We start from the raw sequence: 14,167 nt of genomic DNA, 5'->3' as shown, positions 1-14,167 counted from the left end.
GCGCTTGTCAGCGCCCTCAGGAAAGCTTTGCTTCAGCGGCGGCGACAACGGCTTCCGTCGTGATGCCGAAGTGCTTGTAGACGTCCTTGTACGGAGCGGAAGCGCCGAAGCCCTTCATGCCGATGAAGGCGCCTTCCGGTCCGATGAAGGCATCCCAGCCTTCGCGAACGCCGGCTTCGACGGCAACCTTGACCGGAGAGTTGCCGATGACTTCCTTGCGGTAGGCGTCCGGCTGCTCGAAGAAGAGCTCGGTGCAGGGAACGGAAACGACGCGCGTGGAGACGCCCTTGCCTTCAAGAGCCGTGCGGGCGGCAACGGCAAGCTCGACTTCCGAACCGGAAGCGAAGATCGTCACCTTGGCGTCGGCATTGCCGGCCAGCGTGTAGGCGCCCTGTTCGCAGAGGTTCTTCTCGCTGTACTCGGTACGAGCGGCCAGCAGGTTCTGACGGGTCAGCGCGAGGCCGGACGGACGGTTGGTCGTCTTGATGGCGATCTGCCAGCATTCGGCCGTTTCCGTTGCGTCCGCCGGGCGGAAGAGCTGGAAGTTCGGGATGGCGCGCAGGCTTGCGACCTGCTCGACCGGCTGGTGGGTCGGGCCGTCTTCGCCGACGCCGATAGAATCATGCGTCAGGACGTGGATGGCGCGGATGCCCATCAGGGCGGCGAGGCGGAGCGGCGGACGGCAATAATCCGAGAAGATCAGGAAGCCGCCGCTATAGGGGATGAGACCGCCGTGCAGGGAAATGCCGTTCATCGCGGCAGCCATGCCGTGTTCGCGGATGCCCCAGTGCATGTAACGGCCGGAGAAATCGGTCGGGGTGATCGACTTCATCTGGCTGGTCTTGGTGTTGTTCGACGGCGTCAGGTCGGCGGAGCCGCCGATCGTTTCCGGAATGAAGCCGTTGATGACTTCGAGCGCGTCTTCCGATGCCTTGCGGGTTGCGACCGTCGGCTTGGTTTCGGCGAGCTTCTTCTTGTAGTCGCTGATGGCGGCGTCGAAGCCGGCCGGCAGCTTGTGATCGAAGCGGCGGGTGAATTCGGCCTTCTTGGCAGCGTCGGCTGCGGCAAGGCGGCCTTCCCAGGCTTCGCGAGTGCCGACGGAGCGTTCGCCGGCAGCGCGCCATTCACCGAGGACGTCGTTCGGGATGACGAAGGGCTCGTAAGGCCAGTTGAGCGCAACGCGGGTGGCGGCAATTTCCTCGGCGCCGAGCGGCGAGCCGTGGACCTTGTGCGTGCCCTGCTTGTTCGGAGCGCCGAAGCCGATGATCGTCTTGCAGGCGATGAGCGTCGGGCGGTCGGACTTGTGAGCGGCTTCGATGGCAGCGCTGATGGCGGCCTGGTCGTGACCGTCGACTTCGATCGTGTTCCAGTGGACGGCCTTGAAGCGCATGATCTGGTCGGTCGAATCCGAGAGAGAGACGGCGCCGTCGATGGTAATGGAGTTGTTGTCCCAGAACAGGATCAGCTTGTTGAGCTTGAGATGGCCGGCCAGCGCGATGGCTTCATGGCTGATGCCTTCCATCAGGCAGCCGTCGCCGCACATGGCGTAGGTGTAGTGATCCTGAAGCTCCGAACCGAATTCTTCGCGCAGCTTGCGCTCGGCGATCGCCATGCCGACGGCATTGGCAATGCCCTGACCAAGCGGGCCGGTGGTGGTTTCGATGCCGGTGGCGTGACCGTATTCCGGGTGACCGGCGGTCTTGGAGCCGAGCTGGCGGAAGCGCGTCAGCTCTTCGACCGTCATGTCCGGATAGCCGGTGAGATAGAGAACCGAATAAAGCAGCATCGAGCCGTGGCCGGCCGACAGGACGAAACGGTCACGGTCCGGCCAAAGCGGGTTCTTCGGATCGAAGCGCAGATATTTGCTAAAGAGAACGGTGGCGACATCAGCCATCCCCATCGGCAAACCGGGGTGACCGGAATTGGCCTTCTCGACAGCATCCATGGCAAGGAAACGGATCGCATTTGCCATCCGGTCGTGTTGTTCGCGAGAGTTCATGGGTTTTTCCGCAGTTTTCCGGGTTCGGGGGATGGCCACACGCCTGGGAGGGAGGGCCATCGGTTGAAAGGCGGGTGAAGGGGAGGCGCTCTTTCGAACGCCATTTTCAACGTCGCCTCAGGCGGTCGAGACATAGCAGTTGGGGCGAGCAAGTCAATAAATCGAGGACCCAATCCGGCCCTCTCGGGGCAATTTTTTGACATTTGCCCGTTCACTTTTACAAAAGACGACAATCATGCGACAAGGCCTGTGTAGGCGGCAAAGGCGGCATTCATCCACAGAATAGGGGGGCTGCCACATGACAGCCTTTATTGACGTGCTGTTGCCGAGTTGAATATTGTTGCGAAATCAGACAAGTGGCCGGATGTTTTGATTCGGGCCTTGCGCGGAGATGCGAAGGGTATGACACCTTCAGGCAAAACGGTGGACGCGGCGCTCGCCCAATTGCGCCAGGCGCTTTCGACTTTGGAAAGCGCGGTTGACGGACGGTTCGAGCGGGAACGGGCGCAGAGCGATATAGAAGGCGAGGTCCGCAGGGTTCACGCCGATCGGTCTCGTCTTGCCCAGGAGTTGGACCAGGCCGAGTTCCGGGCGAACCGGCTCGAGGAGGTCAATCGCGAAGTGTCGCGCCGGCTTGTCACGGCGATGGAAACCATAAGAGCCGTGCTGGACCGCTGATCCCTCGGGAGGCAGCCGTCGCAGTGCGGCAATGATCGGAAAGTCGAATGGCACAAGTAACGGTAACGATCGACGGCAAAGCATACCGGATGGCCTGCGAAGAGGGCCAGGAAGACCATCTGACGGATCTTGCCAATCGCTTCGACCGTTATGTCATGCACTTGAAGAGCCAGTTCGGCGAAATCGGTGATCTGCGGGTGACCGTCATGGCCGGCATCATGATCATGGACGAGGTAAGCGAATTGACGCGGCGAGTGTCTTCGCTGGAGGCCGAGCTGGAGACCCTGGCCAGCAGCCGGGATACGACCGTAGCTGCCAATGCGCGGGCCGAGGAGACGCTGGCAAGCGTCATCGATGAGGTGACGACGCGTATTCACGGCATTACCGAGAAGCTTCTGGAACGGCCGGGCGTCGAGCAGGCCTAAAGCGCTCGCGGCCTTACAGCCTCGCTTCTTGCGCTTTAGATGTTTGATTTTGCGCGACGTGCTTTGAGTTTATTTCTGCGGATGTCGGCTACCGGCCTCTGGTACAAGACCCGAAACCTCTTTATATAGTTCAAGCGGTCTGCGCTTCCCGACAGGAACCACAATCCCTGGGGCCATACTCGATCCAAAGGGAGCTGTCCCTGACTAGGCCCGTGGGCCTGGACACACGGTGCCCACCTACGTTTGTAGGCACCCAGGATCGTAAACATCCATCGGTCGTCGTGGATCGCTCTTTATCTCTTGCTATCTGATGGCCAAGTTTTCTTATGGCTAAGGAAGGCGCCGCGCAGTTCTTTCGCCGCGCTGACGCCACTCCTCCTCCCCTTAACTTTTCGATCGCAAATAGGCACCACGCTCGAGTTCGGCGCGGTTGGTCGCGCTGCGCAGACGCAGCAGATCCTTGCGGGCGATGAGGCCGACGAGGCGGCCGGTCTGCGGTTCAACGACGGGAACGCGTCCCGTATCGGCATGGATCATGATATCGGCGACGCGACCGACGGTGTCCTCCGCATGGGCGACCGGCAGCGACGTATCCGAGATCACATCATAGAGCGACTGATCCATGAGTTCAGGCTCGCTCTGCCAGCGCAGGGCGTCGGCGCGCGAGATCATGCCCACGAGGCGATCATTCTCTCCGACGACGGGATAGAAGCGATGGGCATCCGGCTGCTCCGTCATCTGCGTCAGCGCTTCCGACAGACGCATGGATGCGGGCAAGGTGTCCACCTTGGCGATCATGATGTCGCGGGCACGGGTGAGCTCGAACGGGTCGATGCCATATTCTCGGGTGATATGCTGGCCGCGACGGGCGATCTTTTCCGTCAGAATCGATCGCTTCAACAGCAGGACGGTGACGGCATAGGCCGCGACCGTTGCCGCCAGCAGCGGCACAAGTGCGCTCGTATCTCCGGTCAACTCGACGGCGAAGAAGGTGCCTGTCAGCGGCGCGCGCATCGTGCCGCCCATCATGGCCGCCATGCCGAGCATCGCCCAGAAGCCGGGGTCGCCGGGCAGGACGAGGCCGACGAGCCAACCCAGCGCGCCGCCGAGGATGAGCAGCGGCGCCAGAACGCCGCCCGAGGTGCCAGAAGACAGTGCCACCAGCCAGATGCCGGCCTTGACCAGCAGGATTGCCAGGACGGCGCCGACGGCGATGCGGCTGTGCAAGAGATCGGCAATGATGTCGTAGCCGACGCCCAGCGCACGCGGCTCGATCAGGCCGCCAAGACCGACAACGAGGCCGCCGAGTGCGGGCCACCACATCCAGTGGATCGGCAGCTTCTCGAAGGCATCCTCGATCTTGTAGAGCAGCGTCGTCAGCAGGCCGGATTGCAGGCCGGAGACGATGCCGAGGCCGGCGGCCAGCACGATGCCCCACCACGAAAGCGACATGTCGAAATGGGCGGGGAAGAGCGCGCCGCTGCCGATCAGGAACGGCCGCCAGACGACCGAGATGCAGGCTGCGACGGCGACGGGAATGAAGCTGCGCGGCTTCCATTCGAAGAGCAGCAATTCAACGGCAAGCATGACGGCCGCGATCGGTGTGCCGAACACGGCCGTCATGCCAGCCGCAGCGCCGGCAACCAGCAGCGTCTTTCTCTCGGCGGCACTCATATGAAAGAACTGCGCAAAGAGCGAACCGATGGCGCCGCCCGTCATGATGATCGGACCTTCCGCACCGAAGGGGCCGCCGGAGCCGATCGAGATCGCCGATGACAGGGGCTTCAGCACCGCCACCTTCGGCGACATGCGGCTGCCGCCGATCAGGATCGCCTCGATGGCCTCGGGAATGCCGTGGCCGCGAATTTTCTCAGAGCCGTAACGCGCCATCAGGCCGATGACGAGACCGCCGAGAATGGGGGCAGCCACCATCCAGGGCGAACGCGCCACCATGGCGAAGGAGAGCGGCTCGGTGCTGATCTTGAATAGCCAGACGGCGTTGCTGACGAGCGCGATGAGATTGATGAGCACCCAGGCGGCGAATGCGCCGCCGGTGCCGACGACGAGCGCCATGGCAATCAGTACCAGGACGCGCTTGTCCGTGGTGAAATCGCCATTGTCCTTGCGGGAGGCCCCGCCGGAAAAATCGTGGCCGTGACTTTGTGAGGTGGGTATGTCCTGCATGGGAGGCCTTCTGTGCCAGAGCGCTTTCGCTTTTCTTCGAACGGCGAAAGCGCTCCATCTTCCTGTTTTACGCATTCCGGACGGAAAACCGCTGCGCACTTTTCCTGGAAATGCTCTAAGCGCGCGGCCGCCCTTCAGCCGCTCTCCGCTTCGAGATGGCAAATATATCGTAATACGATATAAATCAACTGAGCGTATCAGGATCTTTCGGATTCGCTTCCGGCGCTTTAGGTCCTTGATCTTGAGCCTGTCGTTGCCGCAAAACCGCTGAAGATTTTGCGCGACATGCTTTAGGACCGCGAACCGCGGCAATGAGGATAATTTGATGGTGCGACGTTTGGACGAAACCCTTTCTCAGGCGGATTATGAAGCGCTGGCGACGTTGCGCTATACGCTGCGCAAATTCATGGATTTCAGTACCTCGGCGGCGCATGAGGCGGGCCTGCCGCCGCAGCAGCATCAGGCGCTGCTTGCCATCAAGGGAAACGGTGCCGGTGAGGCGATGACGATCGGCATGCTCGCGGAAAAGCTGCTGATTGCCCCTCATACGGCGACAGAGCTTGTGGGACGGTTGATTGACGGCGGCTATGTCACCCGCCACCCCGATCCCACGGACAAACGCCGCCAGACGCTGCAATTGACGGAAAAGTCCGAAGAGGTTCTTCAAACGCTGAGCTCGATCCATCTGGTCGAAATCCGAGAAATGGCTCCCAAGCTGATCGAGATCCTCACGCAGCTTCAGGCTGGTGTCCGCAATGATTGAGAGCGCCATTGCCTGATGATACCGGCAATGGCGCGGGGATTATTGACCCAGGCGGATACCGCCGTCGCAGATCAGCGTATGGCCGCTGGTGAAGCCGTTGCCGATCAGGAAGGCGATGGCTTCGGCGATCTCCAGCGGGCTGCCGACGCGGCCGACCGGCGTGCGTGCCGCGAAGCTGGCGAAGGTCAGCTCCTTCTGTTCTTCGTTTAGGAAATCCCACCAGGGCGTGTCGACGACGCCTGGGGAGACACAGTTCACCCGGATGGGCTTGAGTTCCACGGCGAGGATCGGTGCCAAGGCGGCAATGGCGGCATTGATGGCTCCGAGCCCAGCGGTTCCGGGCATGGCCGCCTGCGCCGAGACGGCGGAGACGAAGGTGATGCTGCCCTGTTTCGAAAGATGAGGAAGGCAAGCCTGCGCACAGGCGAAATGCGCCATCGTCTTCTGTTCGAAACCTTTTCTGACATCGGCAAGATCGACGGAGGCAAAGGGGCCAGCCCCGTTTCCACCGCCCAATGCCAGGACGAGATGATCGAGGGGACCGATTGCCTGGAAGGCGGCGGGAAGACCCGTGAGGTCGGCTGCATCCATGGTGCTTGTGGCAACATCGCCCTTCAGGCCCTGCGTTGCTGTTTGCAGTTTCGTGGTGTTGCGGCCTGTGATCGTGACCCGATATCCTTTTTCGAGAAGATGGGCTGCGGTTGCAAGGCCGATGCCGGATGAGCCACCGACAATAACGACGTGTTGAGACGACACGAGTGTCTCCTTTCATGAGACCTAGGGAGTGGTGGGAAGGTTGTGGTTCAAGCCAGGTCGGTGAGGCTGCGGCTGAGCTTTCGCAGCTCGTGGCGAGCAGTCAGGTCATAGGCTTGCGCATTGGCGCGGGAGGGGCGCAATCCGTCGAAATAGAGGCCTGTACGCCCCTTCAGATCACGGCCTGCCGCAAGGTTGAGGATCGCATCGGCGCCTTGTTCGACGGTACTTATCGGTGCAACGCCTGCCTGGCGCACCATGGTCGTATCCATATAGGTCGCCGGATGCAGGCAGTTGGCTGTGACGCCGGAGCCGGCAAGTTCCTCTGCAAGATCGAAGGTCAACATGATCTGCGCCAGCTTGCTCTGGCAGTAGGCACGTACGCCGCTATAGCCGCGCGTCAGCATGACGTCGGAGAAGTCGATGGGCTGCTGACCGGCGGAGGATACATTGACGATGCGGGCAGGGTGGCCAGTCTTCAAGAATGGCAGAAGACGGCGCGTCAGCAGGAAGCCGGCGAGATAATTCACCGCAAAGCGCAGCTCGTATCCGTCCTGGCTCACCTGGCGCCCGGCGCCGTCGCTGGTGCCGATGCCTGCATTGTTGATCAGACCATCGAGGCGGTCATAGTCGCGTTCGATGGTATCTGCCAAGATCCGGACCTCGTTCAGTGACGAGAGATCGCTGATATGGATGGCCGCTTTGCCGCCCGCACCGCGAATCCCGGAAGCGACTTCTTCTGCGCGTGCCACGTTGCGGCCATGTATCAGCACAGTGGCACCGGCAGCGGCCAGCCTTTCCGCAACCCGGCGACCGACTCCGTCCGTTGAGCCTGTGATCAGGATCGTCTTGGCGCTCATGTCCATCATTACTGCCTCCATAATGTCTTCGATTTGATATTTGGCAGCTTGCGGCAAGGGTAAACAGTTCTGACTTTATCCTGGTATCAATACTGCTATGATGAACAATGACCATCAATCAGAGTCAAACCATTCTCGAAGCCAGACGTCGCGAGTTTGGCGCCTTCCTGCGCTCCCGTCGGGAAAAGCTGACGCCTGCAGGCGTTGGACTTCCGGAAGGATTTCGCCGGCGCACACCGGGTCTCAGGCGCGAGGAGGTGGCGCTTCTCGCCGGTGTCGGCACCACCTGGTACACATGGCTGGAACAGGGCCGGGACGTCCGTCCCTCCGCTGAGGTTCTATCGGCGCTGGCCGACGCGCTGCGCCTTGATCCGGCCGAGCGCCGGCATCTCTTTACGCTGAGTGATCGGCCGTCTGCGGAAGCTCCGTCGCGCGGGCCTGAGGATGTGCCGGACGCTCTGCGGCGCATGCTTGCGAGCCTTACCGGCCAACCGGCCTATGTTCTCGGTCGGCGTTGGGACGTGCTGGCCTGGAATGCCGCGGCGGTCGCGCTTTTCGGCGATTATGCCCTGCTGCAGGGCGATAAGCGCAACAGTGTCCATCGGGTGTTTACCGACCCCGCCCATAGGCAGCTTCTCGTCGATTGGGAGATCGTGGCGGCGAATTCGTTGGCGATGTTTCGCGCCGACAGTGCTCGTTACGCCGGCGATCCCGATTTCGAGCGGCTGATCGCCATCTTGACGCAGGCGAGCCCCGAATTTCGCGCGTGGTGGCCGAGGCAGGATGTGCTGCGGCCGCTGACGGGTCACAAGCGCCTGCGCCATCCGGAAGGCGGGTTGATGACATTCGAATATACTGCGCTTGCCGTCATGGACCGTGCTGACATGAAGCTGGTGGTCTATACGCCGCTTGACGAGGACGGGACGAACGACCGGCTGAAGCGACTGTTGAGCCGGACTGGTGCCGCCTAAGTCCGGGCTCCTTCGGCGGCAGTCGCCCCTTTCTTCTTAATCCTCTAGATCCTTTTTCAACTGATCGAGGATGGAGAGGGCGTGGCCGGCATAGGCGCTGATCCAGCGGTCGTGGACCTGTTTGATCGGCAGGCTGTTCAAATGGTTCCAGCGCTCGCGTCCCTCTTTCTTGGCGATTACGAGATCTGCGTCCTCCAGCACCTTCAGATGCAGCATGACAGTGCAGCGATCCATATCGGTGAATGCCTCGCAGAGCATGCCGGTGGTTCGCGGCGCATCCTTGAGCATATCGAGGATTTCGCGTCGGCGACGATGCGCAAGGGCCTTGAAAATCAGGTCGTTGTCCGATTCGTTTGACATGTTATGTTTTTATAACATAATGGGGCTGCTCGCAATGGAGCGATAGTGACAAACGGACAACGGAGGAGATGCCATGACATTGAATGTTCGGATTTCAGGACGGATCGGCCGCCAGGTCGGTGAAGTCTTCGATGCTGTCGTCAATCCGAAGAAGCTTTCGAGCTATTTCACGACAGTCGGCGGCGCCAGCGCGCCGCTCGTGGCGGGAACGACGGTCATCTGGTGGAAGAACGCTCCCGTCGAGGTCAATGAGGTCGAGGACAACAAGCGCATCGTCTTTCACTGGGAGGGCGGCACGGGCGAGGATGGCGTCCGCTACAGAACGAAGGTCGAGATGACGTTCGACGCCTTGGACGATGGCGGTACGCTCGTCATCATCGAGGAAACCGGCTGGCGCGAAGATGAGGCCGGTCGCCGCGGCACCTATCTGAATTGCGAGGGCTGGACGCAGATGCTCTGCTGCATGAAGGCTTTCGTCGAATACGGCATCAACCTGCGCGAAGGGTTCTTCCTGAGCGAAATGCGCGGAGAGCCGGCGGAGGCGCCGGATCGCTAAGTTCCGGCAAGCCGTATCGACGGTCACCGCCTTCCTGATCCCCTTTCTGGCCATCGGTCAGCGGCCCGGTGCTGATTTCGGCGCCGGGCCTGATTGTTTCCAGCTTCAGTGGATTTCCTATATTCAGGCGCATCGAGCCTGCGCTCAAGGAAATCGGTTGATGCCGTGAGATGGATATCCATCTCACGTTGTAGTAGGCTTCGGGCAATCGGAAGAAGCGCGGCTTCCGTGCCTGGGGGCGTTGAAGATGGGATGGGAAGATCACTTTTGTGTGTGGATAAGCTCAAAAGCCGGGTGAATGACAAAATCCTTTAAATAATAACAGATTCATTGCTGGCGGAACGGGGCCTGCGCCAAAATTGCCTAAATTCAGAATGATGGGAGCGCGCGTCACAACGGGCCTGTCGAAAGAAGTGTATACGGCAATTCGAAGACTCGTCGTCGATATTACTGAATATCCGAACAGTCGGAACCGGCGAAGATCATTACAAACAGGTAGAGCATGTCGAGCCCAATCGATCTGGAAAATGCCGATGAGGAATTGGAAGAGCGTGGCGGTATCGTCGGTCTGCTGAACCGCTACCGGGCGCTGATCGTCGCTCTCCTCACCGTCGCCGTCTTCTGCATAGCCGCCTATGCGATCTACGACCTGACCACGGAAGTGCGTTATGACGACGTCGTCCACGCCCTGACGACGACGAAGATCTCTTCGGTGCTGCTTGCGCTGCTGTTTACCGGCCTGAGTTTCGCCTCCCTGATCTTCTACGACCAGAACGCTCTCGAATATATTGGCAAGCGGCTGCCGTTTCCGCATGTGGCGCTGACATCCTTCAGTGCCTATGCGGTCGGCAACACGGCCGGTTTCGGCGCACTCAGTGCCGGCGCGATCCGCTATCGTGCCTATACCCGGCTCGGGCTGTCGCCCGACGATATCACCCGCGTCATCGCCTTCGTCACGCTCGCCTTCGGTCTCGGCCTGGCTGCCGTCGGCGCTATCGCGCTTCTGGTCATCGCCGACGAGATCGGCCCGCTGATCGGCGTCGATGGCTTGTGGCTACGGCTGATCGCCATCGTCATTCTCGCGGCGCTTGCTTTCGTCGTCTATGCCGGCCGCAACGGCCGCGAGGTGCGCATCGGGCCGGTCGAAGTTCGGCTGCCGGATTCGCGCACTTGGTCGCGGCAGTTCCTCGTCACCGCATTCGATATCGCAGCCTCGGCCTCCGTGCTCTATGTGCTATTGCCGGAAACCTCGATCGGATGGCCGGGCTTTTTCGCCATCTATGCGATCGCCGTCGGTCTCGGCGTGCTCAGCCACGTTCCGGCCGGCTTCGGCGTCTTCGAGACGATCATCATCGCCTGGCTCGGCAGTTCGGTGAATGAAGACGCCGTTCTGAGCTCTCTGGTCCTCTATCGCGTCATCTACAACGTCATCCCGCTCGTCATCGCGATCGCCGCGATCTCGGTGGCGGAGCTCCGCCGTTTCGTCGATCATCCCGTGGCTTCCAGCATGCGCCGCATCGGAGCCCGCGTCATGCCGCAGCTGCTCTCGGCCTTCGCATTGCTCCTCGGCATGATGCTGGTCTTCTCGAGTGTGACGCCGACGCCGGATCAGAACCTGATCGTGCTGTCCGATTATCTGCCGCTATCGCTGGTCGAAAGTGCGCATTTTCTCTCCAGCCTTCTTGGGCTGGCGATCATCGTGGCCGCGCGCGGCCTTAGCCAGCGCCTGGACGGCGCCTGGTGGGTATCGAGCTTTTCGGCACTGCTGGCCCTGTTCCTGTCGCTGCTGAAGGCCATTGCCATCGTCGAGGCCGGATTGCTGGCTTTCTTCGTCTTCAGCCTCGTCGTCAGCCGCCGCCTGTTCAAGCGGCCGGCCTCGCTGCTCAACCAGACGTTGACGGCCGGATGGCTGACGGCCATTGCCGTCGTCTGCATCGGCGCGATCGTGGTGCTGTTCTTCGTCTACCGCGATGTCGGATACAGCAATCAGCTCTGGTGGCAGTTCGAATTCGCCGACGAGGCGCCGCGCGGGCTTCGCGCGGCCCTTGGCATTTCCATCCTCTCCTCTGCGATTGCGATCTTCAGCCTTCTGCGTCCGGCAACGAAACGCCTGGAGCCGGTATCCGACGATGCGGTGATACGCGCCGTCGAAATCGTCCGCAAGCAGGGCGTGGCCGACGCCAATCTGGTGCGCATGGGCGATAAGAACATCATGTTCTCGGAAAAGGGCGACGCCTTCATCATGTACGGCAAGCAGGGCCGCTCGTGGATCGCGTTGTTCGATCCCGTCGGCCCGCGTCAGGCGCTGCCCGATCTGATCTGGCGTTTCGTCGAGGCTGCACGTGCGGCGGGTTGCCGCTCCGTGTTCTACCAGATCTCGCCGGCACTTCTGTCCTATTGTGCCGATGCAGGCCTGCGTGCCTACAAGCTTGGCGAACTGGCCGTGGTGAATCTTGCCAATTTCGAGCTCAAGGGCGGTAAATGGGCCAACCTCAGACAGACGGCCAGCCGCGCGGTTCGCGATGGACTAGAATTTGCCGTTATCGAACCTCAAGATATACCTGAGGTCATGGATCAGCTTGCCCATGTGTCCGACACATGGCTTGCCGATCACAATGCCAAGGAAAAGAGCTTCTCGCTTGGCGCGTTCGATCCGGACTACGTGTGCTCGCAGCCGATCGGCGTGTTGAAAAAGGATGGTCATATCGTCGCTTTTGCGAATATCCTGATGACGGAGACCAAGGAGGAGGGGTCCGTCGACCTGATGCGTTTTTCGCCCGATGCCCCGAAGGGTTCGATGGATTTTCTGTTCGTGCAGATCCTCGAATACTTAAAGGGCCAGGGCTTTCAGCGTTTCAACCTCGGCATGGCACCGCTATCGGGCATGTCGAGACGGGAATCGGCGCCGGTTTGGGACAGGGTCGGGGGGACTGTCTTCGAGCATGGCGAGCGCTTCTATAACTTCAAAGGGCTTCGTGCCTTCAAATCCAAGTTCCATCCCGAATGGCAGCCCCGCTACCTGGCTGTTTCGGGAGGTGTAAGTCCAATGATCGCGTTGATGGATGCCACATTCCTCATCGGGGGCGGACTTAAGGGGGTCGTGAGGAAATGATCTTGAAATACGCAATGTCATTGGCTTTCGCATGCATGCTGTCGGTGGGCCTGCTGGTGTCGGGTCCGGCACGGGCGGACGCCGACGATGCCAAATACGATCTGGGCATGATCCCGGCACCGCATATCATGCGCCCGCAGGGCAAGGTCTCGAGCGAAATCGTGCTGATTTCCGATCTCGCCGGCTGGGGTGACAAGGAAAAAGCTGTTGCCGACAAGCTGGTCGCCAGCGGTTCGCTTGTAATCGGCATCGATTATCCGTCCTTCCTGGCTTCGCTCAACAAATACGATGTCAAGCAGAATGACGGCTGCATCTATATCGTTTCGGATCTGGAATCGCTCAGCCAGCAGGTGCAGCGCTCCTTTGCCGACAGCACCTATCAGCTGCCTATCATCGCCGGTGTCGGCGCCGGCGGCGCCATGGCGCTGACGATTGCCGCCCAGACCCCGGATGCGACGGTTGCGGGTACGCTGGCCGTCGATCCGACCGCCGGCATCGGGCTGAAGCAGGAACTCTGCACGCCGGCCGAGAAGAAGACCGATGGCGACATGGTCTCCTTCGGCCTGCAGGAAGGCGCCTTGCCGAACCCGATCCTCGTCACCTTCACGGCCAATGCGCCGAAGGATGGACGCGACCACGTCGAGGAGATCCAGAAGGACCATCCCGAAGTCCAGACCACGGATTCGGACAATGCCGACACCTATGCGACGCTTGAGGCATCGCTCGCAGACCTGATGAAGACTATCGACAGCGCCAAGTCGCCGCTTGGGCTGCCCGTCGACATCATGGAGACGACACCGACCGAGGATACGCTTGCGATCGTCTATTCGGGTGACGGCGGCTGGCGCGACATCGACAAGGAAGTCGGCAGCTATCTGCAGGACCAGGGCATTCCGGTCGTGGGCGTCGATACGCTGCATTATTTCTGGACCGAGAAGGATCCGCAGCAGACTGCAAACGACCTCGGCCGGATCATCGACTTCTACACCAAGCGCTTCAAGGTCAAGCATGTGGTGCTGGTTGGCTATTCCTTTGGCGCCGATGTGCTGCCGGCGAGCTACAATCGCCTGCCGCAGTCTGAAAAAGACAAGATCGTGCAGATGTCGCTGCTGTCGCTGTCGCAGAAGGTCGACTACGTGATCTCGGTCATGGGCTGGCTCGGCGCTTCGAGCGAGGGCAAGGGCGGCGATCCCGTTAACGACCTGAAGTCGATCAATCCGAAGATGGTGCAATGCGTCTATGGCAAGGACGATGACGAGGATGTCGCATGCCCGCTGCTGAAGGGCACGGGAGCCGAAGTCATTGCCATGGATGGCGGCCACCATTTCGACGACGACTATGAGGCGTTGGCGAACCATATCATCAATGGCCTGAAGAGCCGCCTCGGCGAATAATTGCAAGTGGCGCGCGGCACATTGCTGCCGCGCGTCGTTCATCCCCTGCCATCGGCGCAATGTCTTTTCCCCGCAGTCAAACTCAGCATTCGTTTGCTTCTTGTCGCAGCTG

12 protein-coding genes and 1 other RNA gene are annotated in these 14,167 nt (G+C 60.8%); 8 read left to right on the top strand and 5 right to left on the bottom strand.

Annotated features, from left to right (window positions below; genetic code table 11):
- Nucleotides 1-16: 16 nt before the first annotated feature.
- A complete protein-coding gene (tkt, locus tag GA0061100_RS04995) occupies nucleotides 17-1,999 on the bottom strand; it encodes a transketolase (RefSeq protein WP_075851573.1) in 1,983 nt (660 codons plus the stop codon).
- 402 nt (nucleotides 2,000-2,401) lie between these two features.
- Here tkt and GA0061100_RS04990 point away from each other — a divergent pair, with 402 nt between their 5' ends.
- The 3 genes from GA0061100_RS04990 (at nucleotide 2,402) to ssrS (ending at nucleotide 3,394) form a co-directional block, all read left to right on the top strand.
- Nucleotides 2,402-2,677: a DUF4164 domain-containing protein gene (locus tag GA0061100_RS04990; RefSeq protein WP_015341018.1), complete on the top strand. Its 276-nt coding sequence runs from the start codon at nucleotides 2,402-2,404 to the stop codon at nucleotides 2,675-2,677.
- 47 nt (nucleotides 2,678-2,724) lie between these two features.
- The gene (locus GA0061100_RS04985; protein WP_075851572.1) at nucleotides 2,725-3,102 is read left to right on the top strand and encodes a cell division protein ZapA; all 378 of its coding nucleotides are present in this window, start codon (nucleotides 2,725-2,727) and stop codon (nucleotides 3,100-3,102) included.
- A gap of 133 nt (nucleotides 3,103-3,235) precedes the next feature.
- A non-coding RNA gene (gene ssrS, locus GA0061100_RS04980) (6S RNA) lies at nucleotides 3,236-3,394 on the top strand.
- A gap of 92 nt (nucleotides 3,395-3,486) precedes the next feature.
- Here ssrS and GA0061100_RS04975 read toward each other — a convergent pair.
- Nucleotides 3,487-5,286 (bottom strand): chloride channel protein, encoded by a 1,800-nt coding sequence (locus tag GA0061100_RS04975; RefSeq protein WP_075851571.1) that lies wholly within the window; start codon nucleotides 5,284-5,286, stop codon nucleotides 3,487-3,489.
- A 325-nt stretch (nucleotides 5,287-5,611) separates the two neighbouring features.
- Here GA0061100_RS04975 and GA0061100_RS04970 point away from each other — a divergent pair, with 325 nt between their 5' ends.
- Nucleotides 5,612-6,049: a MarR family winged helix-turn-helix transcriptional regulator gene (locus GA0061100_RS04970; protein ID WP_083961270.1), complete on the top strand. Its 438-nt coding sequence runs from the start codon at nucleotides 5,612-5,614 to the stop codon at nucleotides 6,047-6,049.
- Between the two features lie 39 nt (nucleotides 6,050-6,088).
- Here the strand turns inward: GA0061100_RS04970 and GA0061100_RS04965 are convergent, their stop codons facing one another.
- Both GA0061100_RS04965 and GA0061100_RS04960 read right to left on the bottom strand, forming a co-directional pair.
- Nucleotides 6,089-6,805, bottom strand: a complete 717-nt coding sequence (locus GA0061100_RS04965; RefSeq protein WP_075851570.1) for an SDR family oxidoreductase — start codon at nucleotides 6,803-6,805, stop codon at nucleotides 6,089-6,091.
- Between the two features lie 47 nt (nucleotides 6,806-6,852).
- Nucleotides 6,853-7,668, bottom strand: coding sequence for an SDR family oxidoreductase (locus GA0061100_RS04960; RefSeq protein ID WP_075851906.1), 816 nt, complete (start codon nucleotides 7,666-7,668; stop codon nucleotides 6,853-6,855).
- Nucleotides 7,669-7,769: 101 nt separating this feature from the next.
- Between GA0061100_RS04960 and GA0061100_RS04955 the strand changes: the two genes are divergently transcribed.
- Entirely contained in the window at nucleotides 7,770-8,633 is an 864-nt protein-coding gene (locus tag GA0061100_RS04955) for a helix-turn-helix transcriptional regulator (RefSeq protein ID WP_075851569.1), read from the top strand.
- 36 nt (nucleotides 8,634-8,669) lie between these two features.
- Here GA0061100_RS04955 and GA0061100_RS04950 read toward each other — a convergent pair whose 3' ends face one another.
- Nucleotides 8,670-8,993 carry an ArsR/SmtB family transcription factor gene (locus GA0061100_RS04950; protein ID WP_075851568.1) on the bottom strand — a complete coding sequence of 108 codons (324 nt, stop codon included), beginning with the start codon at nucleotides 8,991-8,993 and terminating at the stop codon, nucleotides 8,670-8,672.
- A gap of 73 nt (nucleotides 8,994-9,066) precedes the next feature.
- Between GA0061100_RS04950 and GA0061100_RS04945 the strand changes: the two genes are divergently transcribed.
- From GA0061100_RS04945 to GA0061100_RS04935, 3 genes are all read left to right on the top strand, one after another.
- Nucleotides 9,067-9,549: an SRPBCC domain-containing protein gene (locus GA0061100_RS04945; protein ID WP_075851567.1), complete on the top strand. Its 483-nt coding sequence runs from the start codon at nucleotides 9,067-9,069 to the stop codon at nucleotides 9,547-9,549.
- A gap of 502 nt (nucleotides 9,550-10,051) precedes the next feature.
- A complete protein-coding gene (mprF, locus tag GA0061100_RS04940) occupies nucleotides 10,052-12,661 on the top strand; it encodes a bifunctional lysylphosphatidylglycerol flippase/synthetase MprF (RefSeq protein ID WP_075851566.1) in 2,610 nt (869 codons plus the stop codon).
- Entirely contained in the window at nucleotides 12,658-14,055 is a 1,398-nt protein-coding gene (locus GA0061100_RS04935; RefSeq protein ID WP_075851565.1) for a virulence factor, read from the top strand. The genes mprF and GA0061100_RS04935 overlap by 4 nt, the downstream gene beginning before the upstream one ends.
- The last annotated feature ends 112 nt before the right edge of the window (nucleotides 14,056-14,167 follow it).

The sequence above is a fragment of the Martinezella hainanensis genome, assembly GCF_900094555.1.
GTDB classification, from domain to species: domain Bacteria; phylum Pseudomonadota; class Alphaproteobacteria; order Rhizobiales; family Rhizobiaceae; genus Rhizobium; species Rhizobium hainanense.
Note: the sequence above shows the minus strand (reverse complement) of the source record. Positions and strands in the feature narration are given on the sequence as shown.